The following is a 26,850-nucleotide window of genomic DNA, read 5'->3' on the forward strand; positions in this document are numbered from 1 at the left end:
GACCGGCCGCCTGTGAAGGTAGCTCTATTGTTTGTTTTGTTTGTGTTTGGTGCATCTTTTTTCAAGCGAGAAAGAAGATGCACTATTTATATCTATCTACCCTGACTATCGGATATTGAATGAAAATTTGCCTATGAAACAGATAAAGCATACATTTGAAGAAAAAAAGAAGATGGGCGGGAAAGCATCAATGTGGAACTTATGGCACGGCTGTCACAAATGGAGTGAAGGCTGCCGCCACTGCTATGTATATCGTACGGATGGCAAATACGGAAAAGACAGTTCGGTGGTGACAAAGACGGAAAAGTTCGGTTTGCCTTTGCAGAAGAAAAAGAATGGAGAGTATAAGATACCCTCGGGAAATTTAGTATATACCTGTTTTACCTCTGATTTTCTGATTGAAGATGCGGATGAATGGCGTGCCGAAGCATGGGAAATGATGCGGATACGACAGGACCTTCATTTTATATTTATTACGAAGCGGATAGACAGACTGCAACAGTGCCTGCCACCGGATTGGGGAGATGGATACGACAATGTGACAATTTGTTGTACAATGGAGAATCAGGACAGAGTCGATTATCGCTTACCTATTTATAAAGAAAGTCCTATTAAACATAAAATTATTATCTGTGAACCCCTTCTTAGTCAGATTGATTTTAGGGGAGAATTGGAAGGATGGGTAGAGCAGGTAGTGGCAGGAGGAGAGTCCGGTAAGGAAGCCCGCGTTTGCAATTATGACTGGGTGTTGGACATTCGCCGTCAATGTGTGGAAGCTCATGTCGGTTTCTGGTTCAAGCAGACAGGAAGTTATCTGTTGAAAGACGGACATGAGTATAAAGTCGCCCGACAGTTCCAGCACTCACAGGCGAGGAAAGCGGAACTGAATTATACTCCCGAAAAATAACGAAAGAACAAATAGGAATAAAGGAATGCGAAGGCTGTCGGACAGCTTTCACATCCCTTTATTGAGTACAAAATATGGATAATCACGTCTCTCCTTAAAGAGATAGTGTGTAAATTTTAAAATTATCCATATTAAATGAAACAGATAAAGCTGTTATTTTTTTTAGCTTCCGCCTCCGTCACGGGAGCATTTGCGCAGAGCAATGGGCTGACGGATATGAGTCAGAGCCGTTATGCAAAGATGGCGAATACCGGAATAGATGCCGTACACTGGACGAATGGATTCTGGGGAGAGCGTTTTAATGTATTTAGCGGAACTTCCTTGCAGAGTATGTGGAATACATGGAACACGCCGGAAGTTTCTCATGGTTTCCGTAATTTTGAGATTGCTGCCGGTGTATGCAAGGGAGAACATTGGGGACCTCCGTTCCATGATGGAGATATGTACAAGTGGATGGAAGGAGTCGCTTCTGTGTATGCTGTCAATAAAGATCCGGAATTGGACAAGTTAATGGACAACTTTATTGCTTGTGTCGTAAAAGCCCAGCGTGCAGATGGTTATATACATACGCCGGTTGTTATAGAAGAACTGAATAAGGGAATAGACAGCCATACGCTGGCTGATTCCCAACAACAGACAGTGATTGGTACGAAAGTAGGCTCCGAGGACGAAAAAGGTGCATTTGCCAATCGGTTGAATTTTGAAACGTATAACCTGGGACACCTGATGATGGCAGGTATCGTTCATCACCGTGCTACCGGAAAAACAACTCTTTTTGATGCTGCCGTGAAAGCTACGGATTTCCTTTGCCACTTCTATGAGACGGCTTCTGCCGAGTTGGCACGCAATGCAATTTGCCCTTCACACTATATGGGAGTGGTGGAGATGTATCGTGCTACAGGAAATCCCCGTTATCTGGAACTTTCAAAAAACCTGATTGACATTCGCGGTATGGTAGAAAGCGGCACGGACGATAATCAGGACCGTATCCCTTTCCGTGACCAATATCGTGCAATGGGACACGCCGTACGTGCCAATTACCTGTATGCAGGTGTGGCAGATGTGTATGCGGAGACGGGGGAACAACAACTGATGAAGAACCTGACTAGTATCTGGAACGATATTGTCACCCGAAAGATGTACGTGACCGGAGCTTGCGGTGCTTTGTATGACGGCACCTCACCGGATGGAACGTGCTATGAACCGGATAGCATTCAGAAAGTGCATCAGAGCTACGGTCGTCCGTATCAGTTGCCGAACAGTACGGCACATAACGAAACTTGTGCCAACATTGGTAATATGCTGTTCAACTGGCGCATGCTGGAAGTAACGGGAGATGCCAAGTATGCGGAGCTTGTGGAGACCTGTCTTTATAATAGTGTATTGAGTGGTATAAGTCTGGATGGAAAGAAGTATTTCTATACGAATCCTCTTCGTATCAGTGCCGATCTGCCTTATACACTCCGTTGGCCGAAAGAACGGACGGAATATATCAGTTGTTTCTGTTGTCCGCCCAATACATTGCGCACGCTTTGTCAGGCGCAGAATTATGCCTATACATTGAGTCCGGAAGGGATTTATTGCAACCTGTACGGTGCAAATACATTGACTACAAACTGGAAAGACAAGGGGGAACTTGCTTTGGTGCAGGAAACGGACTATCCTTGGGAAGGTAATGTACGTGTAACGTTGAACAAAGTGCCCCGTAAAGCAGGTGCTTTCTCCCTCTTCTTCCGTATTCCGGAATGGTGCGGGAAAGCTGCGTTGACAGTGAACGGTCAACCAGTATCCATGAATGCCAAGGCAAATACCTATGCGGAAGTGAACCGTACATGGAAGAAAGGAGATGTGGTAGAACTGGTCATGGATATGCCTGTTTGTCTGCTCGAAGCTCATCCGTTGGCAGAAGAAATCCGTAATCAGGTGGTAGTGAAACGTGGTCCGTTGGTTTACTGCTTGGAGAGTATGGACATTGCAAATGGAGAAAAGATCGATAACATCTTGATTCCTGCCGACATAAAGCTGACTCCGAAGAAAACGACGATTGAAGGCAGTTCGATAGTAGCCCTGGAAGGGAAAGCGCGTCTGGCATCGTCTGAGTCTTGGGAAGGCGTGCTTTATCGTCCGGTTGTCCAAGCAGAGAAAACAGTGGATATTCGTCTGATTCCTTATTATGCATGGGGAAACAGAGGTAAAGGAGAGATGACAGTATGGATACCGCTTGCAAGATAACCTATTGTACAAAAGAAAAATGAAAAAGTTATTAGTAACAACTATATGCCTGCTGGGTGCACATCTGCTGTCAGCAGGTGAAATCTGGATTTCGCCGCAGGGGAATGATCTCAATGACGGCACACGTCCATCTCCGAAAGCGACGTTGACTTCTGCTTTGCGCCAGGCACGCGAATGGCGCCGGACAGATGATGAACGGGTGCGGGGAGGAATTACGATCTGCATGGAAGGCGGTACATATGCACTCTATGAACCGGTGTTTATTCGTCCGGAAGACAGCGGGACGGAGGATTCTCCCACGGTGATCCGTCCGGTAGCTGATGAAAAAGTGGTATTGAGTGGCGGCATCCGGATCGGTGGATGGAAGAAGCAGGGAAAACTTTGGGTAGCGGATGTGCCCATGTTCAACGGGCGGCCATTGGATTTCCGTCAGTTATGGGTGAATGGTAAGAAAGCTGTCCGTGCCCGTGACGTAGAGGATTTTGAGAAGATGAACCGCATTTGCAGTGTGGATGAGAAGAATGAGATTCTTTATGTTCCTGCGGTTGCCATACGCAGACTGGTAGACGGAAAAGGGGCTTTGAAGGCCAAATACGCAGAGATGGTATTGCATCAGATGTGGTGTGTGGCCAATCTTCGTATTCGTTCTGTCGAACTGGCTGGAGACAGTGCCGCCATACGTTTTCATCAGCCGGAGAGCCGGATTCAGTTTGAGCATCCCTGGCCGCGTCCGATGGTAACGACAGATGGGCATAATTCTGCTTTTTATCTGACGAATGCCCGTGAACTACTGGATGTAGCGGGAGAATGGTATCACGATATAGATGCCCGTAAAGTCTATTATTATCCTCGGGAAGAAGAGAAGATGCAGGATGCCGGCACGGAAGTGATAGTGCCTGCCATAGAGACATTGATACAAGTAAAAGGGACGTTCGACCGTCCTGTTTCACATATCCGTTTTGAGAAAATTACGTTCTCTTATACAACTTGGATGCGTCCGTCTGAGAAAGGCCATGTTCCTCTTCAGGCGGGAATGTATCTGACAGACGGTTATCGTATTGACCCGAAAATGGAACGGGACTATCTGAATCATCCCTTGGATAATCAAGGATGGCTGGGACGTCCTGCCGCAGCTGTAAGCGTGGCTGCTGCCAATCAGATCGACTTTGAGCGCTGCCGGTTCGAGCATTTAGGCTCAACCGGACTGGATTATGAAGAAGCCGTGCAGGGTGGTGTCGTTCGTGGCTGTCTTTTCCGTGATATTACGGGGAACGGACTGGTGGTCGGCAGTTTCTCTCCGGCTGCCCATGAAACACATTTGCCTTATGACCCTACCGACCTTCGGGAAGTATGCGCGCATCAACAAATCAGTAATTGCTACTTTACCGAAGTGGGTAATGAAGATTGGGGATGTCTTGCAATCCTTGCGGGGTATGTGAAAGATATTAATATAGAACACAATGAAATCTGCGAAGTTCCTTATAGCGGCATCAGCCTTGGCTGGGGCTGGACGCAGACAGTGAACTGTATGCGTAACAACAGAGTGCACGCGAATCTGATTCATCACTATGCAAAGCATATGTATGACGTAGCCGGAATTTATACACTGGGCTCGCAGCCGAAAAGTTATGTAACTGAGAATTGCGTACATAGCATTTATAAGCCAAGTTATGTACACGATCCCAATCATTGGTTTTATCTCTATACGGACGAAGGCTCTTCTTTTATCACTGTACGCGATAACTGGACGGAAGGGGAGAAGTATCTGCAAAATGCGAACGGTCCCGGAAATGTATGGGAGAACAATGGTCCGCAGGTAGATACAGTCATTCGTGAACGTGCAGGATTGGAAGCCGGATATAGGGACTTGAAGAAATAAGAAGAAATGAAAAAGAAATGCATGATACTTCTGGGTGCCTTGTCATTGGCAAGCAGCACCTTTGCCCAAACTTGGATATGGTATCCGGGGGACTATGAAATCTGGCTGGGCAACCAGATGAACAACCGACGTACGGAACGTGGTGCTTTTTTTCCTCCTTTTTGGAAAACAGACAGTCATTATGTAGTCGTAGAGTTCAGCAAAGTATTGAATCTTTCCGAACCGGAAGAAGTGTTTATTACAGCCGAGGGAACATATAATGTGAAGCTAGACGGGAAACTTCAGTTCGGAATGCCTGAAACCTTGCTGCTTCCGGCAGGAAAACATAGCCTGAATATTAAAGTATGGAATCAGGCAACGCCTCCCACTATCTATGTGAAAGGAAAGACGGTAAACTCTGATTCGTCCTGGCGGGTAACTTATGAAGATAAGGAATGGATCGATGAAAGCGGTAAGGCTAGTGACACATCTGCCACCATCTATATGGATGCCGGATGCTGGAACTTTGACGGTGCCACTCAACGTCCTTCCCAATTCAGCCTGATGCGTGAACCTCAGCAACCTGTCGCTAAAACAGAACAGCCGGAAGGAGGCATACTGTATGATTTTGGAAAAGAAACTTTCGGATTTATCACATTAAAGAATCTTTCGGGCAAAGGAAAGATTGACCTCTATTATGGTGAAAGTCCGGAAGAGGCGAAAGACAAAGCATATTGCGAAACATTAGATAAACTCCTGCTGGAGCCTGGACAGATCACTGACCTCGCTATTCGCAGCACATCTCCTTTGCATCATTCTGATAATGAATATACACTGGAGAACAGCAAAGCATTCCGCTATGTATACATCACTCACGAACCGGAAGTACAAATTGGTGAAGTATCCATGCAATATGAATATCTTCCCGAAGAATATCGTGGCAACTTCCGTTGTAACGACGAGGAACTGAACCGTATCTGGGAAGTGGGAGCATACACGATGCATCTTACTACACGCGAGTTTTTTATAGACGGTATCAAGCGCGACCGTTGGGTATGGAGTGGCGATGCCATCCAAAGTTATCTGATGAATTATTATCTGTTCTTTGACAGTGAGTCCGTGAAGCGTACCATCTGGCTACTTCGTGGAAAAGATCCGGTGACCAGCCATAGCAACACCATTATGGATTACACTTTCTACTGGTTCTTAAGCGTATATGACTATTATATGTATAGCGGTGACCGGCATTTCGTCAACCAGCTATATCCACGTATGCAAACAATGATGGATTATGTATTGGGACGTACGAATAAGAATGGTATGGTGGAAGGAATGTCCGGCGACTGGGTATTTGTGGACTGGGCGGATGGCTATTTAGACAAAAAGGGAGAACTTTCTTTCGAACAGATTTTGTTTTGCCGGAGTCTGGAGACGATGGCACTTTGCGCAGACTTAGTCGGAGATAAGAGCGGACAACAAAAATATGAGAAGTTAGCTTCTGCGTTAAAAGCAAAATTAGAGCCGGCTTTCTGGAATAATCAGAAACAGGCATTTGTGCACAATTGTGTGGATGGACGTCAGAGTGATGCCGTAACCCGATACGCTAATATGTTCTCTGTTTTCTTTGATTATCTGAATGCGGATAAGCAGCAGGCCATTAAACAGTCCGTTCTCCTGAATGATGAGATTCTGAAAATAACGACGCCTTATATGCGTTTTTACGAACTGGAAGCCCTTTGTGCTCTTGGTGAGCAGGAGACTGTAATGAAAGAAATGAAAGCTTACTGGGGTGGAATGTTGAAAGAAGGAGCAACCTCTTTTTGGGAGAAATATAATCCGGAGGAAAGCGGAACACAGCATCTTGCCATGTATGGCCGCCCATACGGAAAGAGCTTGTGCCACGCTTGGGGAGCAAGTCCAATTTATCTGCTGGGCAAATACTATCTGGGAGTCAAACCAACGAAAGAGGGTTATAAAGAGTTTGCTGTCAGTCCGGTATTGGGAGGCTTGAAATGGATGAAAGGTACCGTACCTACTCCGAACGGAGACCTTCATGTCTACATGGATAATAAAACCATTAAAGTGAAGGCCACGGAAGGAAAAGGTTATCTGACCATCCAGAGTCGCCGTCAGCCAAAAGCCAATATGGGAACAGTGGAGAAGGTTTCGGAAGGTGTATGGCGCCTTTGGATTGATTCTCCGGAAGAAAGGATTGTTACCTATCGTTTGTAGTCAGAGATTCAGATTGAAATAAGGCCTCCGGTTGTATTGCTATAGCGGCAATAGGCCGGAGGTCTTTCTATCTGTGCATTATCGCACTCTTTTTGTGCGTATATGCACAAAAAGAATATATGCTGATAAATATAAATTGCTAGTATATAACGCTTTATGTTTTGGCACAGGATTTGAAGTATTCTTCTGCAAACAACAGAATATAATGAAAACACTAAAGTATGCATGGCGTTTCCTTGTGCGCTCCAAATCATATACAGTCATTAATATTGTCGGCTTGTCATTAAGTCTGGCGTGTACAATCATACTGGTACGTTATATTCATCAGGAGACACAAGTAAATACTCATTGCATAGATGCTGAAAATGTATATATACCGCTTCGGGATATTGATGGGAATGTATTTGCAGGTAGTGTATCAGATGGATATAGTGGAGCAGATACAGTTTTCTATTCTCCGGAAGCTGTGAAGGAAAAGGCCCGTTTTGTAACTTTCAGCAATGATAATGTTGCCATAAATGGTAAGCCGTATACCGTACAATTATTAGCGGCAGATACCGCTTTCTTTCATTTCTTCACGTATCCCCTCAGTGGTACACCAATGAAAGCTCCCAATGATGTACTTGTTACCCGCCAGTTTGCCGAGCGTGTATTTGGAAAGGAAAATCCAATTGGAGAAAAACTAAGTTATTCCGGTGGTCATCTTCTCACTGTCTGTGGTGTATTGGATGAACCGGCATGTAAATCTTCGTTAACATTTGACATCGTTTTAAACCTCGAACTCAAGAATGGAGAAAGAGGATGGGGAAAGATGCTGGTTGAACTTATCCGTTTTATGCCGGGAGTGGATGTAGATGCCATTAACGCTATTAGTAATATTTACCGTCAAGCTGATGGCGGTTACCGTATACGTTATGATTTTATTCCTGTCAGTGAACTTTATTGGAATAAGATATTAGCAGCAAAAGCCGACGCACCGGAAATGTGGCATTACAGCAGTCGATTTCATTTATGGGTACTGTCCTGTGTATGCCTGTTGCTCCTTTTGGCAGGTATTCTCAATTTCGTCAATATCTATTTGGTTTTTATGCTAAAGCGTTCCAAGGAGTATGGCATCAGGAAAGTATTTGGCATGAGAGGTCGTACACTTTTTCTTCAGTTATGGACAGAGAATGTCTTGATGGTACTCATCGCTTTATTTTTCGCATGGTTCTTTATAGAGATGTTTTCAGGATATGCCAATCGTTTGCTGGAAAGCAACGTTATGTATACAGCTTTCGATTGGCAGCTCTCTTTGGTAATATTTATATTGTTGCCACTGCTGACAACGATTTATCCTTATCTTAAATACAATTATTTGCCTCCGGTCGTGTCTATAAGTACGATTGGTACTTCACGTCAGTCAGTGAAAACACGCACCCTTTTCTTATTTGTGCAATATAGTATCACTCTTTTACTGATCATCTTATCGTTGTATTTTAGTAATCATCTTCATTTCCTGCTGAATACACCTCCGGGTTTCAGAACCGAAGGAATTTTATATGCTGATCTGATGCCAAAGCTTCCTAACCAATGGTGGGAGGATAGCCAGGAAATACAAAATAAGCGGTGGCATGACAGAGAAGTTATGGAACAGAAGCTGAATGAATGCCCATATATTGAACACTGGTTTGCCGGAGATACTGGTCGCGAAGGCATTTTATCGGCTGGTAGCATGTCAAGTATGATAAATGATAAGGGAGGAAAGTTAAATATGGCAATGATGTGGGTAACAGTGGATTTCTTTAAGTTATATGGATTGCATATAGTTGATGGTTCATTGCCCGATGAAGTAAATGGACATGCCGATTATCTGGTAGCTATGAACAAAGCGGCATTAAAAGCTTTTGGTTATACCCGTCGGGAAGATGCATTCGTCAAAGGTGAAAGTTCACTTTGGAGTTCTATATCTAATGGTAAAATAGTAGAAGGTGGATTGTCATTGATGCCTGTACAGGCTATTATTGAAGATTATTACTCTGGACATTTGACTGCTGGTAAAAAGCCGATTATATATATGATATCCAGCGCAGGAATTAATGCCCAGTGTCAAATATCCTGTGTGCCGGGAAAAGAAAAACAATTAGTTGATTATCTTAAGAAATGCAGGGAAGACATATATAACTCTAATGAATTCGATTATCGTTGGCTAAAAGATGATATTAGGGCACTGTATCAGGACGACCGCCGCATTGCAACTGTCTTCACCCTTTTTGCCACTATCTCTATATTTGTTTCCGCTTTGGGATTATTTGGTCTTTCGTTATTTGATATCCGCCAGCGATATCGGGAAGTAGCCATCCGGAAAGTGAATGGTGCCCGGCTCAGAAATCTTTATTCCATCCTGTTCCGCAAATATATATGGATTATAGGCGGTGCAACATTACTCACGATGCCATTATCATACTATCTGATATACATATATACATCAGATTTTGTGGTCAAAACTCCGGTAAGCATTTCTATCTTTGTGATGGCTTTGTTGGTTGTCGTAGCTATTTCCGCAGGTACATTGTTCTGGCAAGTGAATAAGGCGGCACGAATTAATCCTGCGGAGATTATAAAGACGGAATAAATCTGAATGGATGTATGAAAGAAGCATGGAGGACTTGACAAACCACTTTTAATGTTGTATCTTTGTAAGTGAAAACCGGAAGTAAATTCGATAACATTGATAATATAGACGAAAAAATGAGCAATAATAAGTATAATATAATAACAGTTTGCAGGCATTCCCACTCCGGGTAATGCTTGTTAGATAGTCTGACACAAGCTAAGGGCTGCGATTCTTTATGGGAATTGCAGCCCTTTTTGTTGCTTAAAATTGATATTCCTTGCAGTAAGATCGAAATCCTAGTTTATAATAAACTTGGGGGACGTTTATAATAAACGATGAAAGAATTTATTAAAATGACTGGAAGTTACTGTATCATTAGTCAATGTCTTTCGTATAGATGTTGGTGCTGATTTTGAAAAGTTCTGTATCTTCTAAGTGAATCGATAAATTATTGATACATTACTCCCTTTCTCTTTTTATGTCATTGCACTGAATACCTTACGATGAATGCTTTCTTAAATCTATGTGATACAACACGTGTCTATGTAACGGATGCTCAGCCGGAACAAGCGGATGACCAAATTCTCTAACCCGTTCCATCCCTATTTTCTGCATCACCCTTTCCGAACGTTGGTTGGGAAGAGAAGTAAACGAGAACAATTCTTTGATATCTAAACTCTTACGAGCATACTCCAAACAAGCGGTTGCTGCTTCCGGAGCATAACCACGTCCCCAATATTCGTGCGCCAATCGCCAGCCGATTTCTATACCCGGAGCAAAATCAACGTCAAATGTGATCTGATGCAGTCCGGTATATCCCATAAAAGCATGATCTTCTTTACGTTCTACAGCATACAAGCCAAAGCCACAGGTCTGAAACTCATTTTGGATACGGTGATAAAAAGCAAGTGATTCTTCCGGAGTCAGCGGATGGAGAAAAAATTCCATAACATGAGGGTCGGCGTTCATGCGGGCAAAAGCCGGAATATCTTCTTCCTTCCAATCGCGGAGAATTAAACGGGATGTTTCTATGTAAGTCTGCATAATAATGGTAATAAATGAAGTGCAAAGATATACCTTTTTTCACTCATTTGTGTGGTAAGGAAGTGTAAACCAAAAACAGGAGCCTGCTCCTTCAGTTGAATCTACCCCGATTTCTCCTTCCATCTGTGTAATGATGCTTTTACAGATAGAAAGTCCCAGTCCCGTTCCCTGGACAAAATTGTTCAGTTTTACAAAACGTTCGAATACGCTGTTTATCTTGCTGGTAGGGATTCCAACGCCTGTATCGCGCACATAGAACCTTATTTTCTGAGAAGATATCTGTTCGTATCCCAAAGCGATAGTCCCCTCATGGGTGAACTTTAGTGCATTATTTATAAAGTTAGTGATCACCTGCATAAACCGGTTCTTATCTGTATAGATATGGCATTCGGGGATTTGTTTTTCAAAAAGGAGCTTGATATTTCCTTTCACTTTCATACCAGTGGACTTGATAATTTCAGAGCAGACCTCATTTACATCCAAGTCGGCATATACAAAGTTGAATGTTCCTGCCTCTATCTTCGCAAGATCGAGAATGTCAGATATCAGTCGCAAGAGAAGGTCATTATTATCCTGTACAATCTTGATATAGTCCTGACATTCTTCCTTGCTTTCGGTTTCTGCCAACAGGCTGGAAAAGCCGACAATCGCATTCAGCGGAGTACGGATTTCGTGACTCATATTAGCCAGAAAAGCAGATTTCAGACGGTCCAGTTCTTCCGCTTTATCACGGGCGATAATCAGTTTCTGTTCAGTCTCTTTCAGAGTGGTAATATCATAATTGATACACAGCATTTCGATAATGCCTTCCTCCGGACGATAATCTCTGACCATAACATTGATACTGGTCCATGTATATTTCCCGTTCTCTCTGCTAACACGGACTTCATTCCGCAAACTGGTAGCTTTCCCTTCTTTGACTCCTCGGACAAAACTCTTCAGAACCGCCTGATCTTCAGGATGTACATGTGAGTATACTCCAATTACTTCAGTCATAGGAGTCCCTTCTTTTTCACCTAAATTCCGATACCATGTATCTTGGGCATAGCCATCCCTGGTCAGTACATTGAAGTGTGCAAACCCCACATTGGCATAATCACCAATCAGGAGAAACAGATTCTCAAATTCTTGTATCTTGGTGTATGCATTGGTGGTTTCTGTTGTATCTATATTGATAAACAGATAGTTGATGAACTGATTCTGAGAGTCATAAAGCGTAGTTACTTTCGTAGTGAGGTTAATGACTCCTTTCCGTTGAGTTTCTATATATTTATTTATTTTGGAGAAATCATAATTGATTGAAAAGTCTACATCATTCCGCGCCCTTAGCTTCTCTTTTATTTCTTGCGGAATATTGGGATTGTCAAACAGATTGATCCCCAAGACCTCATTTTTATCAGTTAAGCCGAATATTTCCAGTTCTTTATCATTGATATCAATCAGATAACCGTCTTTATCGTAAAGTTCGATACCAGCCGGCAGATTCTTATAGATATTACGGAGAATCTTTTCTCTATGATCCAGTGCCAGTCGGTCTTCCTTCGCTTGAAGTTCGGACTTGCGCAGTTCTATGCATATACTGATAATGTTTGCCAATGAAGAAAACCACTGAAGATCTACATTACTCCAACTGCGATAAGCCTTCACCATATCAATGCCCATATATCCCCATATTTTGTCTTTGGATATGAGCGGAACTGCCATTAGTGACTTAATATTCTGTGATTCGAGCAGCTTGCGGTATTCCTGAGCCTCTTGGGGCATATCGTCCAAAGTATTCAGAATAATGGACTTCCTGTTTGAAATCTGCCTGTTCCACCAAAAAGATTCATCCCAAAGTATATCCTGCAGATTATCCCGCTCTTCGGATACCCCTTCCGCCGTAGCTTCATACATGCAATTCTGAACCCTTTTCTTTCTGTCTATTTCGACGATATAGGTACGGTCTCCTCCGAACTGTTTAAGCAGGTCACCTAATATTTGATTGATTATCTCCGCGATATTATCGGATTGCAGAAAAGCGAGCAATGAATAGGAGATGCTGTTTTGCTGATAAAGCAGACTGTTTACATGAAAGAAGTCGATGTTTCCGCATCTGTTTTCCGCAGGTTTGTCCACGTATTGCAAATAACCGAATATGTCTCTGTATCCTTCTTTATCAGGTTTTCTGAAACTGATCTTGGAATATACCCATATTTCTCCGTTTTTAGCTTGGATAGGGAACATTTGCTCATAAGTTTCAAGATTTGAATGAGAGATAAATTCGTTTCTGAGACGCGTGCGGTGATCTTCGCGTATCCTGTGATGAAACTCTTGAAAGCTGATCCGATGGCTTTCAAGTCCTAACAGATCAACGATAAAATCAGAGCAAATATACTGTTGATTTTTTACATCAGACTCCCACCATCCCATTTTCGCCATTTGAGTAATTTGTTGAAATCGTTCACAGTCCAAATTCAATTGCCCTTCCATATTGTTTGCTCTTGTTTTCTTTTTTTATTATAGAATACTGTCCGGCAAATATAGATATTATTTTAAAGAATAAAGGGGATTACAGATGTTTTGGATGAATAATGTGGTAATATGGTATCAAAAAGTGGAAGAGTGGATAAATGAGTACAAACAAGGACTTACTTCGTCTTTCTTTTATAAAAGGACGAAATTATACATTTTATAATATATATCAGAAGAATGAAAAATACCAAATTGTTCATGTTTGCGGCATGCACCCTTTTCTTAGCTGCGTGTGGTAAGCAAACCGTGAAAATAATGACTCCGCCGGATGCGTCAAACCGTATTCTGTTCAGTGCGGAACAGTTACAGACTACCTTGGATAAAGCCGGTTATCAGGTAATGATGCAACAAGGGGATACCACATTCTCCGATCCTGAAATAAAGACGATTCTGCTGACGGAAGTGAATGATACGACGCTTAAGAAAGAAGGCTTTCATATTACGACTACCGGCAATCTGACAAGAGTAAGCGGCAGAGACGGAAGCGGAGTGATCTACGGAAGTCGCGAACTGATAGACCGTGTGAACGACTCTGATGGCAAGCTTGACTTTCCGGAAGAGTTGAAAGATGGTCCGGAAATGGTGCTCCGCGGCGCTTGTGTCGGTCTGCAGAAGATGACTTACCTGCCGGGACACGGTGTGTATGAGTATCCGTATACTCCGGAAAGTTTCCCTTGGTTTTATGATAAGAAACAATGGATTAAATACCTCGATATGCTGGTAGCCAACCGCATGAATTCCCTGTATCTCTGGAATGGTCATCCGTTTGCATCGTTGATCAAACTGGAAGATTATCCGTTTGCGCTGGAAGTAGACGAAGAGACGTTCAAGAAGAATGAAGAGATGTTTTCTTTCCTTACGGAAGAAGCGGATAAACGTGGTATCTTCGTGATACAGATGTTCTACAATATCATCCTCTCCAAACCATTTGCAGAGCATTATGGACTGAAAACGCAGGACCGTAACCGTCCCATCACTCCTCTGATTGCAGACTATACCCGTAAAAGCATTGCCGCATTTATAGAGAAATATCCGAATGTGGGACTGCTGGTTTGCCTGGGAGAAGCCATGTGTACGGTAGAAGATGATGTGGAATGGTTCACAAAGACCATCATTCCGGGTGTAAAAGACGGATTACAGGCATTGGGACGTACCGACGAACCGCCTCTTTTGCTGCGTGCACACGATACAGACTGCAAACTGGTAATGGATGCGGCATTGCCGATATATAAGAATCTTTATACGATGCATAAGTATAATGGTGAATCACTGACAACTTACGAACCTCGTGGTCCCTGGTCGAAGATTCATACGGATTTGAGCTCTTTAGGATCTATTCATATCAGTAATGTACATATCCTGGCAAATCTGGAACCATTCCGTTGGGGCTCTCCAGACTTCGTACAGAAGGCGGTACAAGCGATGCACAACGTGCACGGTGCCAATGCACTGCACCTTTATCCGCAGGCTTCGTACTGGGATTGGCCGTATACAGCCGACAAACTGCCGAATGGCGAACGGGAATTCCAACTGGACCGCGACTGGATCTGGTATCAGACCTGGGGACGTTATGCATGGAACAGCCATCGGGATCGTGCTGACGAGATCGGTTACTGGAATCATCAACTGGGACAGTTCTACGGAACATCCGACGAGAATGCAGGCAATATTCGCATTGCTTATGAAGAAAGCGGAGAAATTGCTCCGAAGTTATTACGCCGTTTTGGTATCACAGAAGGAAACCGTCAGACGTTATTGTTGGGTATGTTTATGAGCCAGCTTGTCAATCCGTACAAATATACCATCTATCCGGGATTCTATGAAAGCTGCGGACCGGAAGGCGAAAAGCTGATCGAATTTGTAGAGAAAGAATGGAAAAATCAGCCTCATGTAGGTGAGATGCCGCTGGACATTGTCGCTCAGGTGATTGAACACGGTGATAAGGCAATAGCAGCGATTGACAAAGCAGCCGGTTCCATCTCCTCTAACAAAGAAGAATTCGCACGTCTGCAGAATGATATGCATTGTTACCGTGAGTTTGCCTATGCGTTTAATCTGAAAGTGAAAGCTGCGAAACTGGTGTTGGACTATCAGTGGGGAAAAGACATGAAAAATCTGGAAGAAGCCATCCCTCTGATGGAACAAAGTCTGGAACATTACCGCAAACTGGTGGAACTGACAGACGAGCATTATTTATATGCCAACAGTATGCAGACTGCCCAGCGCCGTATTCCTATCGGCGGGGACGATGGTCATAATAAGACATGGAAAGAACTGCTGGTACACTACGAAAAAGAATTGGAGAACTTCAAAGCGAACCTTGCCATGCTGAAAGAAAAGCAAAATGGCAATGCGGTGACTGAAACGGTAGAGATCGCTGCCTGGGCTCCTGCGGATGTGAACTTAATATCGAATTATCCGACAGTGAAACTGAATGAAGGAACTTCCTTGTTCACAAATCTTCTGGGCAAAATAGAAGCAATAGCTCCTGAACTGAAGGGAATGAAGGCATTCCGCTTTAATGGAAATGAACAACGGGAAAAAGGAACAAGCATTACTTTTGAAACAAATGCTCCGGTCAAACTATTAGTAGCCTACTTTAAAGACGATCAGAAGAAGTATGCCAAAGCTCCGAAACTGGAGATTGATGCATCTGCCAACGATTACGGTCAGGCGGAACCTGTACTGACCAATGCAATCCATATCAATGGAATGCCATTAGCGAATGTACACGCATATAGCTTTCCGGCAGGAAAACATACGTTGATGTTGCCCAAAGGCTGCCTTCAGGTCCTTGGATTTACGACTGCGGATATGAAGGTTCGTAATGCCGGACTTGCCGGAGACGAAGAAACGATGGACTGGTTGTTTTACTAATGAACGATTGCTGTAAGCCGCTATTTAGTTTCAAGGCTTGAAACTATTGGTTTCTCTCTTTGAAACTATTAGTTTCATGACTTGAAACCATTTGTTCCAAAGCTTGAAACAAATAGCGGCAACTCAACAAAAAGATGATAGACAAAAGTATAATGAAGAAGTTATTACTGACATTTTTAAGTATAGCTGCCGTATGCTCACTGTATGCCCAACGTAAAGTCACGCAGGAACGGATGGAGCAGATTTATGAAGAGGTAAAGACGCCCTATAAGTACGGACTTGCTGTTGCCCCGACCGACAATTATCATAAGATTGATTGTCCTACTGTCTTTCGTCAGGGAGACAAGTGGCTGATGACTTATGTCGTTTATAATGGCAAAACCGGCACGGATGGCCGTGGATACGAAACCTGGATTGCAGAAAGTGATAATCTGCTTGATTGGCGTACTTTAGGACGTGTACTTTCTTATCGGGACGGTAAATGGGATTGTAATCAGCGTGGAGGATTCCCCGCGCTGCCGGATATGGAGTGGGGTGGAAGCTACGAACTTCAGACCTACAAAGGCCGCCACTGGATGACTTACATCGGTGGAGAAGGTACAGGTTATGAAGCTGTAAAAGCACCACTCTTTGTCGGACTGGCATCTACCAAAGGAGATATTTCCACCGCTCATGAATGGGAATCTCTGGACAAACCGATTCTGAGCATCCATGATAAAGATGCACAGTGGTGGGAAAAGTTGACTCAATATAAAAGTACCGTTTACTGGGATAAAGACAAAGCACTGGGTGCTCCGTTTGTGATGTTTTACAATGCGGGAGGACGTCATCCGGAAACTGATTTAAAGGGTGAACGGGTAGGAATCGCACTTTCCAAGGATATGAAAACCTGGAAACGTTATCCCGGCAATCCGGTCTTTGCACACGAAGCGGACGGAACAATCACCGGTGATGCTCATATTCAGAAGATGGGTGACGTGTACGTGATGTTTTATTTCTCTGCCTTTGAGCCATCACGCAAGTATAAAGCCTTTAATACGTTTGCTGCAAGTTATGATCTCGTCAACTGGACAGACTGGCATGGAGCTGATTTGATCATTCCTTCCAAGAATTACGACGAATTATTTGCGCATAAAAGCTATGTGATCAAACACGACGGAGTGGTTTATCATTTCTATTGTGCGGTGAACAATGCCGAACAGCGTGGTATCGCTGTTGCTACAAGTAAGCCGATGGGACGCTCTGCCGTTCGCTTCCCGAAGCCGGAAACGAAGAATCGCCGGATGATCACTGAACTGAATGAAGGCTGGAAAACCTGGTTAATTGACAATTCAAAAAGCAATCACCAATCCCCGATTATTAATTGTCAAATACCTCATAATTGGGATGACTATTACGGTTATCGCCAACTGACTCATGGCAACCTGCACGGAACAGCTATGTATGTAAAAGACTTCTCCCTCGATAATTATCCATTGTCAACTGTCAATTCTCAATTAAAAAAACGTTATTTCCTCCGTTTTGAGGGGGTAGGTACGTATGCTACTATTAAAGTGAACGGACATGATTTCGGACGTTATCCGGTAGGACGTACCACGTTGACACTGGATGTGACCGACGCGTTGAAACAGGGAACGAATCGTCTGGAAGTAAAAGTAGAGCATCCGGAAATGATAGCCGATATGCCGTGGGTATGTGGTGGCTGCTCGTCGGAGTGGGGATTCAGTGAAGGATCTCAGCCGTTAGGTATATTCCGTCCGGTGGTACTGGAGGCAACAGACGAGATCCGTATTGAACCCTTCGGAGTACACATCTGGAATGACGAAAAGGCGGCTAATGTCTTTGTCGAAACAGAAGTAAAGAACTATGGTAAGACCACGGAGACAATAGAAGTAGTCAATAAGTTGAGTAATGCGGACGGTAAACAAGTGTTCCGTCTCGTAGAGAAGGTAACATTGGCTCCGGGAGAGATGAAGGTGATTCGCCAACAGTCTCCTGTAGAGAATCCTGTTTTATGGGATACGGAGAATCCCTATCTTTATAAATTGGCAAGTATGATTAAGCGTGATACCCAAACAACGGATGAGATCTCTACGCCTTTCGGTATCCGTACAATCAGTTGGCCGGTAAAGAGAAATGACGAAGATGGGCGTTTCTATCTGAATGGAAAGCCTGTCTTTATCAATGGTGTATGCGAATATGAGCATCAGTTCGGGCAAAGTCATGCCTTCAGTCGGGAGCAGGTAGCTGCGAGAGTGAAACAAATGCGTGCGGCAGGTTTCAACGCTTTCCGTGATGCCCATCAGCCCCATCATCTCGATTATCAGAAATATTGGGATGAAGAAGGCGTCTTGTTCTGGACACAACTTTCTGCCCATGTATGGTATGACACACCGGAGTTTCGAGAGAACTTTAAAAAGCTGCTTCGTCAATGGGTGAAGGAACGCCGTAATTCTCCGTCGGTAGTGATATGGGGATTGCAGAATGAAAGTACATTGCCTCGTGAATTTGCACAGGAATGCAGTGAAATCATTCGCGAAATGGACCCGACAGCACGTACGATGCGTATCATCACCACCTGCAACGGTGGTGAAGGAACCGACTGGAATGTTATTCAGAATTGGAGTGGTACGTATGGAGGAGATGTTACGAAATACGGAAAGGAACTTTCGCAGAAGAACCAGTTGCTGAATGGAGAATATGGTGCATGGAGAAGTATTGATCTGCATACGGAACCCGGCAAATTTGAAGTGAATGGAGTATGGAGCGAAAGTCGTATGTGTCAGTTGATGGAAACAAAGATTCGTCTGGCGGAACAGGCCAAAGACAGTGTTTGCGGACAGTTCCAATGGATTTTCAGCAGCCACGACAATCCCGGACGTCGCCAGCCGGATGAAGCATTCCGGAAAATAGATAAAGTAGGTCCGTTCAACTATAAAGGACTGGTGACTCCGTGGGAAGAGCCACTGGATGTATATTATATGTATCGTGCCAACTATGTGCCGGCGGCAAAGGACCCGATGGTATACCTGGTATCACATACCTGGGCGGATCGTTTTGAGAAAGGACGTCGTCGGGCTACTATCGAGGCTTACAGCAATTGTGATTCCGTATTGCTTTATAACGACATGGTCAATGACAAAGTGACTTATCTGGGACGCAAAAAGAATAATGGAACAGGCACCCACTTCATGTGGGAGAATCGGGATATTCGTTATAATGTACTTCGTGCTGTAGGATATTACAAAGGGAAACCGGTTGCCGAAGACATAATTGTACTCAACGGACTGGAGCAAGCTCCCCACTTTGACGTACTATATCAGAATGCTAAACCTGTATTGAAAGGGGAAGACGGATATAATTACTTGTACCGTATCAACTGTGGAGGAGACGACTATACAGATAGTTTCGGTCAGTTATGGATGCAGGATAATACCCATTATTCCCGTTCATGGGCAACGAACTTTGAAGAGTTGAATCCATACCTTGCCAGTCAGCGCACGACGAATGATCCGATTCGGGGAAGCCGTGACTGGAAGTTGTTCCAGCACTTCCGTTTCGGACGTCATCAACTGGAGTACAATTTCCCGGTAGCTGACGGAACATATCGGATTGAACTCTACTTCACAGAGCCTTGGCATGGGACGGGAGGCAGTGCTTCCACCGACTGCGAGGGGTTGCGCATCTTCGATGTGGCAGTGAATGATTCGGTAGTATTGGATGATCTTGATATTTGGGCGGAGAGTGGACACGACGGAGTATGCAAGAAAGTAGTGTACGCTACAGTTAAAGGTGGAGTACTGAAGATTCATTTCCCGGAAGTGAAAGCAGGACAGGGGCTGATTTCAGGTATTGCCATTGCTTCTGTTGACTCGAATCTGCAACCTACTGTATTCCCCGCATCCGACTGGAGTTGGGAAAAGGCCGGCATAGAAATCATGGAAAAAACACCGAAAGAGTTGCTTCCCAAAGACAAGAATGCCCGTGTCAGTGTAGCGTATGAAGCTGAAACGGCAACCCTGCAAGGCAAGTTCCGGAAGAAAGAACATCGCAAGCAAACGGGAGTATTCTTTGATAAAGGAAAAGGTAACAGTATTGAATGGAATATCTCTACCGGACTGGCACAGGTTTATGCCCTTCGCTTTAAATATATGAATACTACCGGAAAACCAATGCCTGTTTTAATGAAGTTCATCGATTCAAAGGGAGTAGTGCTCAAAGAAGACATTCTGACCTTCCCGGAAACACCGGACAAATGGAAGATGATGAGTACCACCACCGGAACTTTTATCAACGCCGGACATTATAAAGTATTACTTTCAGCGGAAAATATGGACGGTCTGGCTTTTGATGCCTTGGATATTCAATAAATCTGTTAGCAGACTGAACTTTTGCAATAGTAGTAAAAAAGCGGGACGCAAAGAAGCTTGTATAGCTTTCTGCATCCCGTTTCTTATTTTGAAACCTTTTTCCTATATAATAGAATATATATGTTATTTTTTTATGATTCGATAGTCAGATTTTAATTATTTCGAGCGTAGATTTTAAATAATCTCTATATTTGAAGTAAAAAACAAAATAACGATGGAAAGCGATATACCGAGGTACGATTTAACAGTTGATTATATAGTGGGAGAAGGATTTGGGATAAACTTACTGAATGGGTATAAGAATTTTCATTGTAAAATAGAGGCAGGATTCTTCATACTTTGTGTGAAAGGGACAATACAGGCAACAATTAATGGAGAACGATATAATATTGTCGAAAATGATTTAATCACTCTGCCACCTAATTATTTCATGGAAATTCATGAGTTTTCATCTGATATTCAGATTTATTATGCAGGCTTTTCATCTCAGTTCATAGAAAATATAAATCTGATGAAATCCACCCAGCATCTGCTTCCGATAATAGTAGAAAATCCGGTTATCAATTTGTCTCCATTGCAAGCCTGTAGCTATAAGATGTTTTATGAGTCATTGATTCTTGCGTATGCTTCTGCCAAGACATTGGCCAATAAAGAAATCGTAAAGGCTGTACTCACTATGTTTATTCAGGGGGCAACAGAGATTTATAAGCTACAGAGCAATCGGTATTTATCTACTCAATCAAGAAAATATGAGATATATCAGGAGTTCCTGCAACTGGTCATGAAGAATTATACAGTTCATCATGGTGCCTCTTTTTATGCTGATCATTTGGGACTTAGTCTGCCTCATTTTTGTTCAACAATTAAAAAGGCAGCGGGGAATACCCCGCTGGAAGTCATTGCTTCCGTCATTCTGATGGATGCTAAGTCTCGTTTAAAGTCAAGTAATGAACCTGTGAAGAATATCGCTTTGTCTTTGGGATTCAATAATATCTCTTTCTTCAATAAATTCTTTAAGCAGCATACCGGTGTCACTCCGCAGGAATACAGAGGACATTAATCTTCTGTCTGCCTTTCAAATGGAAGAGTAACGATAAACCGGCTACCTTTTCCCATTTCAGACTCTACAGAGATGTCTCCTTGCAAATGTTCCACAATCGTTTTGCAGATAGAAAGTCCCAGGCCGGTTCCTTGTTTAAAAGTATCTACTTTATAAAAACGGTCGAATATTTCTTTTTGGCATTCTTGAGGAATTCCCGAACCGGTATCTTCCACAAAGATATTCACAGAGTCTGCATTGACTGGATCAACTGCATAACCAAAATGAATATACCCTTTTTCGGTAAATTTACGGGCGTTATTAATAAAGTTACATATGACTTGTTTCAGACGTGTAGCATCTGTGTTAATATAGACATCTTCATTGGGTAATGATGCTTTGATCTCTATTTCCGATATAGGTTTCATTGCCTGTTCTTTCTCTATATCCATCATGAGAGATCGGAGAGAACAGTCTGTGAAAGTAAATTTAATCGTATTTGATTCAATCTTGGATAAATCAAGTACATCATCAATCAGTCTTACTAAGTGTTCGCTGTTGATACTGATTAATCTCACAAAATCGGCACGTTCTTCCTCGCTTAATTCATCATACGTAGAACCAATTACATCAGAGAAGCCGACTATTGCATTTAGTGGTGTACGAATCTCATGACTCATATTTGCCAGAAAAGCCATTTTAAGTCGGTCGCTTTCTTCTGCCTTCTGACGTGCTTCGATTAAGGTATTCTCTATGTCCTTATATTCTTGAATACTCATACAGATACCGACCAACCGATAGGGATGCCCTGAGATATTGGCAATATAAGTAGACTGGCCTTCAAACCATTCCCAAGTTCCGTCTCCACGATGCAGGCGGAAGGGGACAGATTTATCGAACGTTTCCATGCCGCTAAGTTGCACAATAAAGGCGTCGGCCATAGCTTGCCGGTCGTCCGGATGAATCATGTTTACGTATTCTTCCATAGTCAGAGTGTTGTTTTCTCCGGCCGAAATACCTAAATGTTCGAAATAACGGTTGTCAAGAGTAAATTCACTTCGGTTTATATCATAATACCACGGATATATTTTGGTTCTTTGCAAGGCTGTGTTCAGAATATACTCTTGTGTCAGTTCTATTGTGATATTGCGAAAAAAGAATAAGATCTTTTTCAGATGACCTTCTTCTTTGATCGTTGCAAAATCACCTCTGATCGGGAATTGGGTATAATCCACCTGTTCTTGCATGAATGTTTGTTCCGGAAGCGAATATGTTTGTTCACCCTGACGAATCTTTTTTAAAATGACAGAAAGAATATCTTCTTTATTATTTAATAGTTTGAAAAGAATATTGGTTGAAAGAGGCATCATTGTATTGACTGATGAATGGACATGAAGTTCGGTTAAGGCCTGGTGGTTAAGTTGGATAACCTCTCCATTTACATTAAATATAATAACTCCGTCAGGCAGGATATTTAGCAACTCATCATTGTAAAGTGTTTGTTTATTCTCTTCCATTTCTTTTGTTTTTTAATGCAGAACATGAGATAAATGACATGAATGTATAACAAAGAAAAACATTTCCCGGAAGATAATACGATATTCATATATGTTTTTACCCCTATCTGAAGGAGTATTTTAATTCGCAAGACCTTAATTGTTAAAACGATGTTTGCATTTTAATAATTGATATTCTTATTTTAATTACGGTTTTAGTTCCGGATCTTCAATCGTATGCTCATACTGTGCGTGTGAAGCGAGACAACCCTTCATAGAGTGTTTCTCCTTTTATTATTCTTTAATATTAATGTAAAAGAAAGGGGTACAAAATGCCCCTTCGTCCGTCTTCTTGGTATGAAAAAAAAAGAACGAATGAAAATATATACATTACTGCTTGGAGCATTGGTCGCTTGCCCGATGCAGGCACAGACAATGCATGACTGGGAGAATCATCATGTTCTCCAGATCAATCGTGAACCGGCACGAGCTGCTTTTACTCCTTTCTCCGTACAGAAAGGAGACTGTTCGATGTCTTTGGACGGAACATGGAAGTTCCGATGGACTCCTGTTCCGGGCGAAAGAATCATAGATTTCTATCAGACTGATTTTAATGATAAAGACTGGAAGGACTTTCCTGTTCCTGCCAATTGGGAAGTCAACGGATATGGCACGCCTATTTATGTATCTGCTGGTTATCCGTTTAAGATAGATCCTCCACGGGTAATGGGAGAGCCGAAAGCCGACTATACGACCTATAAAGAACGAAACCCGGTCGGACAGTATCGGCGCACATTCGTTTTGCCTGTGGAATGGGAAGCGGACGGACAGACTTTTCTTCGCTTTGAAGGAGTGATGAGTGCTTTCTATGTCTGGATAAATGGCGAACGGGTAGGGTATAGCCAAGGCAGTATGGAGCCAAGTGAATTTAACATCACCGACTATCTGAAGACCGGTGAGAATCAGATAGCACTGGAAGTGTACCGTTATAGTGACGGGTCTTATCTCGAAGATCAGGACTTCTGGCGTTTTGGCGGTATTCATCGTAGCATTCATCTGATACATACACCTGATGTTCGTATGCGTGATTATGCGATACGCACTCTTCCTGCATCTGCCGGCAATTATGAGGACTTTATTTTGCAGATCGATCCGCAATTTAGTGTATACAGAGGTATGACCGGAAAAGGATATACCTTGCAAGGTGTGTTGAAAGACGCAAGTGGAAAGGAGATAGTAAAGTTGCAGGGAGAGGTGGAAGAAATACTGGATTTGGAGCACAAAGCAAGCCGGATGAATGAGTGGTATCCGCAGCGTGGGCCACGTAAGACAGGACGTCTGTCAGCCATAATAAAATCACCGGAAAGATGGACAGCGGAAACACCTTATCTTTATAAACTACACCTAACTTTGCAGAATGCGGAGGGAAAAGTGATAGAACAGGCAGAGCAGTCGGTCGGTTTCCGTACTGTAGAAATCAATAAAGGACAATTACTGATTAACGGTAATCCGGTTCGCTTCAGAGGTGTGAATCGTCATGAACACGATCCACGGACGGCACGCGTAATGAGTGAAGAAAGAATGCTTCAGGATATACTGCTGATGAAACAGGCAAATATCAATGCCGTTCGTACCAGCCATTATCCCAATGTGAGCCGCTGGTATGAACTCTGTGATAGTTTAGGGCTTTATGTGATGGATGAAGCGGATATCGAAGAGCATGGTCTGCGCGGGACACTGGCAAGTACTCCCGATTGGTATGCTGCCTTTATGGATCGTGCGGTCCGCATGGCAGAACGTGATAAGAACTATCCAAGTATCGTGATGTGGAGTATGGGAAATGAAAGCGGCTACGGACCGAACTTTGCAGCTATTTCTGCATGGTTACACGATTTTGATCCTACACGCCCCGTTCATTATGAAGGTGCGCAGGGAGTAGATGGCAATCCTGATCCGAAGACGGTCGATGTGATCAGCCGTTTTTATACCCGTGTGAAACAAGAATATCTGAATCCGAGCATTGCAGAAGGAGAAGACAAAGAACGTGCGGAAAATGCACGTTGGGAACGGCTGTTGGAAATAGCGGAACGTACCAATGACGACCGTCCGGTGATGACAAGCGAATATGCCCATTCGATGGGAAATGCGTTGGGCAACTTTAAAGAATATTGGGATGAAATATATAGCAATCCCCGTATGCTGGGCGGTTTCATATGGGACTGGGTAGATCAGGGAATTTATAAAGAATTGCCTGATGGCCGCATTATGGTGGCGTATGGCGGAGACTTCGGTGATAAGCCGAATCTGAAAGCTTTCTGCTTTAACGGTCTATTGATGAGTGATCGTGAGACGACTCCGAAATATTGGGAAGTAAAGAAAGTATATGCACCGATTCAGTTGGCCGTCAACAATGGACAATTGACCGTTACAAACAGGAATCATCATATAGACTTATCTCAGTATCGCTGCTTATGGACATTGACAATAGATGGTAAACAGAAAGAACAGGGAGAAATCACATTACCGGAAGTCGCCCCGGGTGAGAGTGAAACAATTACTTTACCTGCTTTCCGTTCCTTATCGGACAAGAAGGCTTTAAACAGAAAAAGCAACAACAGCAACTCAACGAATACGCTTTCTGATTGTCAGCTAAAAGTAAGCATCGTATTGAAATCTGATGCCCTTTGGGCAAAAGCCGGTCATGAAGTTACTTGGGAACAATTCTGCTTACAGCAAGGAGAATTGTTGTCTGCCGATCTGATCAATAAAGGAGCACTGCAAATAAAAGAGGATGATAAATCTTTATCGGTTAGCGGACGCGGTTTCTCGGTTCAGTGGGAAAAGAAAACAGTCGGAAGTATAACTTCCCTTATGTACAATGACAAAGAAATATTGACTCAGAATCATTTTCCGGTTCAGCCTGTCACGCAAGCATTCCGTGCTCCGACAGACAATGACAAGAGTTTCGGAAACTGGCTGGCAAAAGACTGGAAACTGCATGGCATGGACCATCCTCTGATTAGTCTGGAGTCTTTCGATCATGAAGTACGTGCAGATGGGGCAGTCATAGTACGTATCCGGACAACTAATTTATATAAAGAAGGCAACGTGACAACGATATCCGTCTATACCATTTCTTCCGATGGAGCCATTGATCTGAAAACTACTTTCTTACCACAAGGAGTACTTCCGGAATTGCCTCGTTTAGGGCTTGCATTCTGTCTGGCTCCTGCCTATAATACCTTTACATGGTATGGCAGAGGGCCACAGGATAATTATCCCGATCGCAAGACATCTGCCGCAACAGGGCTCTGGAAGGGAACGGTAGCAGAACAGTATGTACATTATCCTCGTCCGCAGGATAGCGGAAATAAGGAAGAAGTACAATTTCTTACGCTGACAGACAAACAGAATAAAGGTATCCGTGTAGACGCGGTAGAAGATGTATTTTCGGCCTCTGCTTTGCATTATACTGCACAGGATTTATATAAAGAAACCCATGACTGCAATCTGAAGCCACGTCCCGAAATTATTCTCAGTATGGACGCGGCCGTGCTCGGATTAGGGAATAGCAGCTGCGGACCGGGCGTACTGAAGAAGTATGCTATTGAGAAAAAAGAACATACGCTGCATATACGCATCAGCAAGCAGTAAAATAAGAATTGATACAATTAATAGTAACTAA

General features: G+C 43.2%; 12 protein-coding genes. 9 read left to right on the forward strand and 3 right to left on the reverse strand.

Going from position 1 to position 26,850, the window contains the following annotated elements; translation table 11 throughout:
* Positions 1–172 precede the first annotated feature (172 nt).
* The 5 genes from ACHLI0_RS01590 to ACHLI0_RS01610 all read left to right on the forward strand — a co-directional run bounded on the left by ACHLI0_RS01590 (position 173) and on the right by ACHLI0_RS01610 (position 9,843).
* Positions 173–907, forward strand: a complete 735-nt coding sequence (locus ACHLI0_RS01590) for a DUF5131 family protein (protein WP_055217761.1) — start codon at positions 173–175, stop codon at positions 905–907.
* A 135-nt stretch (positions 908–1,042) separates the two neighbouring features.
* Positions 1,043–3,139 (forward strand): aceric acid hydrolase, encoded by a 2,097-nt coding sequence (locus ACHLI0_RS01595; protein ID WP_490748305.1) that lies wholly within the window; start codon positions 1,043–1,045, stop codon positions 3,137–3,139.
* Between the two features lie 19 nt (positions 3,140–3,158).
* Entirely contained in the window at positions 3,159–5,018 is a 1,860-nt protein-coding gene (locus tag ACHLI0_RS01600) for a right-handed parallel beta-helix repeat-containing protein (protein ID WP_490748306.1), read from the forward strand.
* Positions 5,019–5,024: 6 nt separating this feature from the next.
* Complete coding sequence (locus ACHLI0_RS01605) at positions 5,025–7,229, forward strand: alpha-L-rhamnosidase-related protein (protein ID WP_490748307.1); 2,205 nt, start codon at positions 5,025–5,027, stop codon at positions 7,227–7,229.
* 205 nt (positions 7,230–7,434) lie between these two features.
* The gene (locus ACHLI0_RS01610; RefSeq protein ID WP_490748308.1) at positions 7,435–9,843 is read left to right on the forward strand and encodes an ABC transporter permease; all 2,409 of its coding nucleotides are present in this window, start codon (positions 7,435–7,437) and stop codon (positions 9,841–9,843) included.
* Positions 9,844–10,323: 480 nt separating this feature from the next.
* On the opposite strand, the gene ACHLI0_RS01615 is transcribed toward ACHLI0_RS01610, so the two are convergent.
* Complete coding sequence (locus ACHLI0_RS01615; RefSeq protein ID WP_055217769.1) at positions 10,324–10,869, reverse strand: GNAT family N-acetyltransferase; 546 nt, start codon at positions 10,867–10,869, stop codon at positions 10,324–10,326.
* A gap of 39 nt (positions 10,870–10,908) precedes the next feature.
* Positions 10,909–13,341, reverse strand: coding sequence for a sensor histidine kinase (locus tag ACHLI0_RS01620; RefSeq protein ID WP_490748309.1), 2,433 nt, complete (start codon positions 13,339–13,341; stop codon positions 10,909–10,911).
* A 219-nt stretch (positions 13,342–13,560) separates the two neighbouring features.
* Here ACHLI0_RS01620 and ACHLI0_RS01625 point away from each other — a divergent pair, with 219 nt between their 5' ends.
* The 3 genes from ACHLI0_RS01625 to ACHLI0_RS01635 all read left to right on the forward strand — a co-directional run bounded on the left by ACHLI0_RS01625 (position 13,561) and on the right by ACHLI0_RS01635 (position 21,690).
* Positions 13,561–16,260: an alpha-d-galacturonidase gene (locus tag ACHLI0_RS01625; RefSeq protein WP_490748310.1), complete on the forward strand. Its 2,700-nt coding sequence runs from the start codon at positions 13,561–13,563 to the stop codon at positions 16,258–16,260.
* 152 nt (positions 16,261–16,412) lie between these two features.
* Positions 16,413–20,630 (forward strand): beta-d-glucuronidase/beta-L-arabinofuranosidase, encoded by a 4,218-nt coding sequence (locus ACHLI0_RS01630; protein WP_490748311.1) that lies wholly within the window; start codon positions 16,413–16,415, stop codon positions 20,628–20,630.
* 214 nt (positions 20,631–20,844) lie between these two features.
* Positions 20,845–21,690: a helix-turn-helix domain-containing protein gene (locus ACHLI0_RS01635; RefSeq protein ID WP_490748312.1), complete on the forward strand. Its 846-nt coding sequence runs from the start codon at positions 20,845–20,847 to the stop codon at positions 21,688–21,690.
* Here the strand turns inward: ACHLI0_RS01635 and ACHLI0_RS01640 are convergent.
* Positions 21,687–23,186 (reverse strand): sensor histidine kinase, encoded by a 1,500-nt coding sequence (locus ACHLI0_RS01640; protein ID WP_490748313.1) that lies wholly within the window; start codon positions 23,184–23,186, stop codon positions 21,687–21,689. The two genes, ACHLI0_RS01635 and ACHLI0_RS01640, sit on opposite strands and share 4 nt — an antisense overlap.
* A gap of 354 nt (positions 23,187–23,540) precedes the next feature.
* Here ACHLI0_RS01640 and ACHLI0_RS01645 point away from each other — a divergent pair, with 354 nt between their 5' ends.
* On the forward strand, positions 23,541–26,819 hold the full coding sequence (locus tag ACHLI0_RS01645) for a glycoside hydrolase family 2 TIM barrel-domain containing protein (RefSeq protein ID WP_490748314.1): 3,279 nt from the start codon (positions 23,541–23,543) through the stop codon (positions 26,817–26,819).
* Positions 26,820–26,850 lie beyond the last annotated feature (31 nt).

Source organism: Bacteroides sp. RCH18, assembly GCF_058231005.1.

Bases quoted from the DNA above. Each gene is read 5' to 3' on its own strand.
- ACHLI0_RS01590 (WP_055217761.1), top strand. From the start codon at position 173: ATGGGCGGGAAAGCATCAATGTGGAACTTATGGCACGGCTGTCACAAA.
- ACHLI0_RS01595 (WP_490748305.1), top strand. From the start codon at position 1,043: ATGAAACAGATAAAGCTGTTATTTTTTTTAGCTTCCGCCTCCGTCACG.
- ACHLI0_RS01600 (WP_490748306.1), top strand. From the start codon at position 3,159: ATGAAAAAGTTATTAGTAACAACTATATGCCTGCTGGGTGCACATCTG.
- ACHLI0_RS01605 (WP_490748307.1), top strand. From the start codon at position 5,025: ATGAAAAAGAAATGCATGATACTTCTGGGTGCCTTGTCATTGGCAAGC.
- ACHLI0_RS01610 (WP_490748308.1), top strand. From the start codon at position 7,435: ATGAAAACACTAAAGTATGCATGGCGTTTCCTTGTGCGCTCCAAATCA.
- ACHLI0_RS01615 (WP_055217769.1), bottom strand. From the start codon at position 10,869: ATGCAGACTTACATAGAAACATCCCGTTTAATTCTCCGCGATTGGAAG.
- ACHLI0_RS01620 (WP_490748309.1), bottom strand. From the start codon at position 13,341: ATGGAAGGGCAATTGAATTTGGACTGTGAACGATTTCAACAAATTACT.
- ACHLI0_RS01625 (WP_490748310.1), top strand. From the start codon at position 13,561: ATGAAAAATACCAAATTGTTCATGTTTGCGGCATGCACCCTTTTCTTA.
- ACHLI0_RS01630 (WP_490748311.1), top strand. From the start codon at position 16,413: ATGAAGAAGTTATTACTGACATTTTTAAGTATAGCTGCCGTATGCTCA.
- ACHLI0_RS01635 (WP_490748312.1), top strand. From the start codon at position 20,845: ATGGAAAGCGATATACCGAGGTACGATTTAACAGTTGATTATATAGTG.
- ACHLI0_RS01640 (WP_490748313.1), bottom strand. From the start codon at position 23,186: ATGGAAGAGAATAAACAAACACTTTACAATGATGAGTTGCTAAATATC.
- ACHLI0_RS01645 (WP_490748314.1), top strand. From the start codon at position 23,541: ATGAAAATATATACATTACTGCTTGGAGCATTGGTCGCTTGCCCGATG.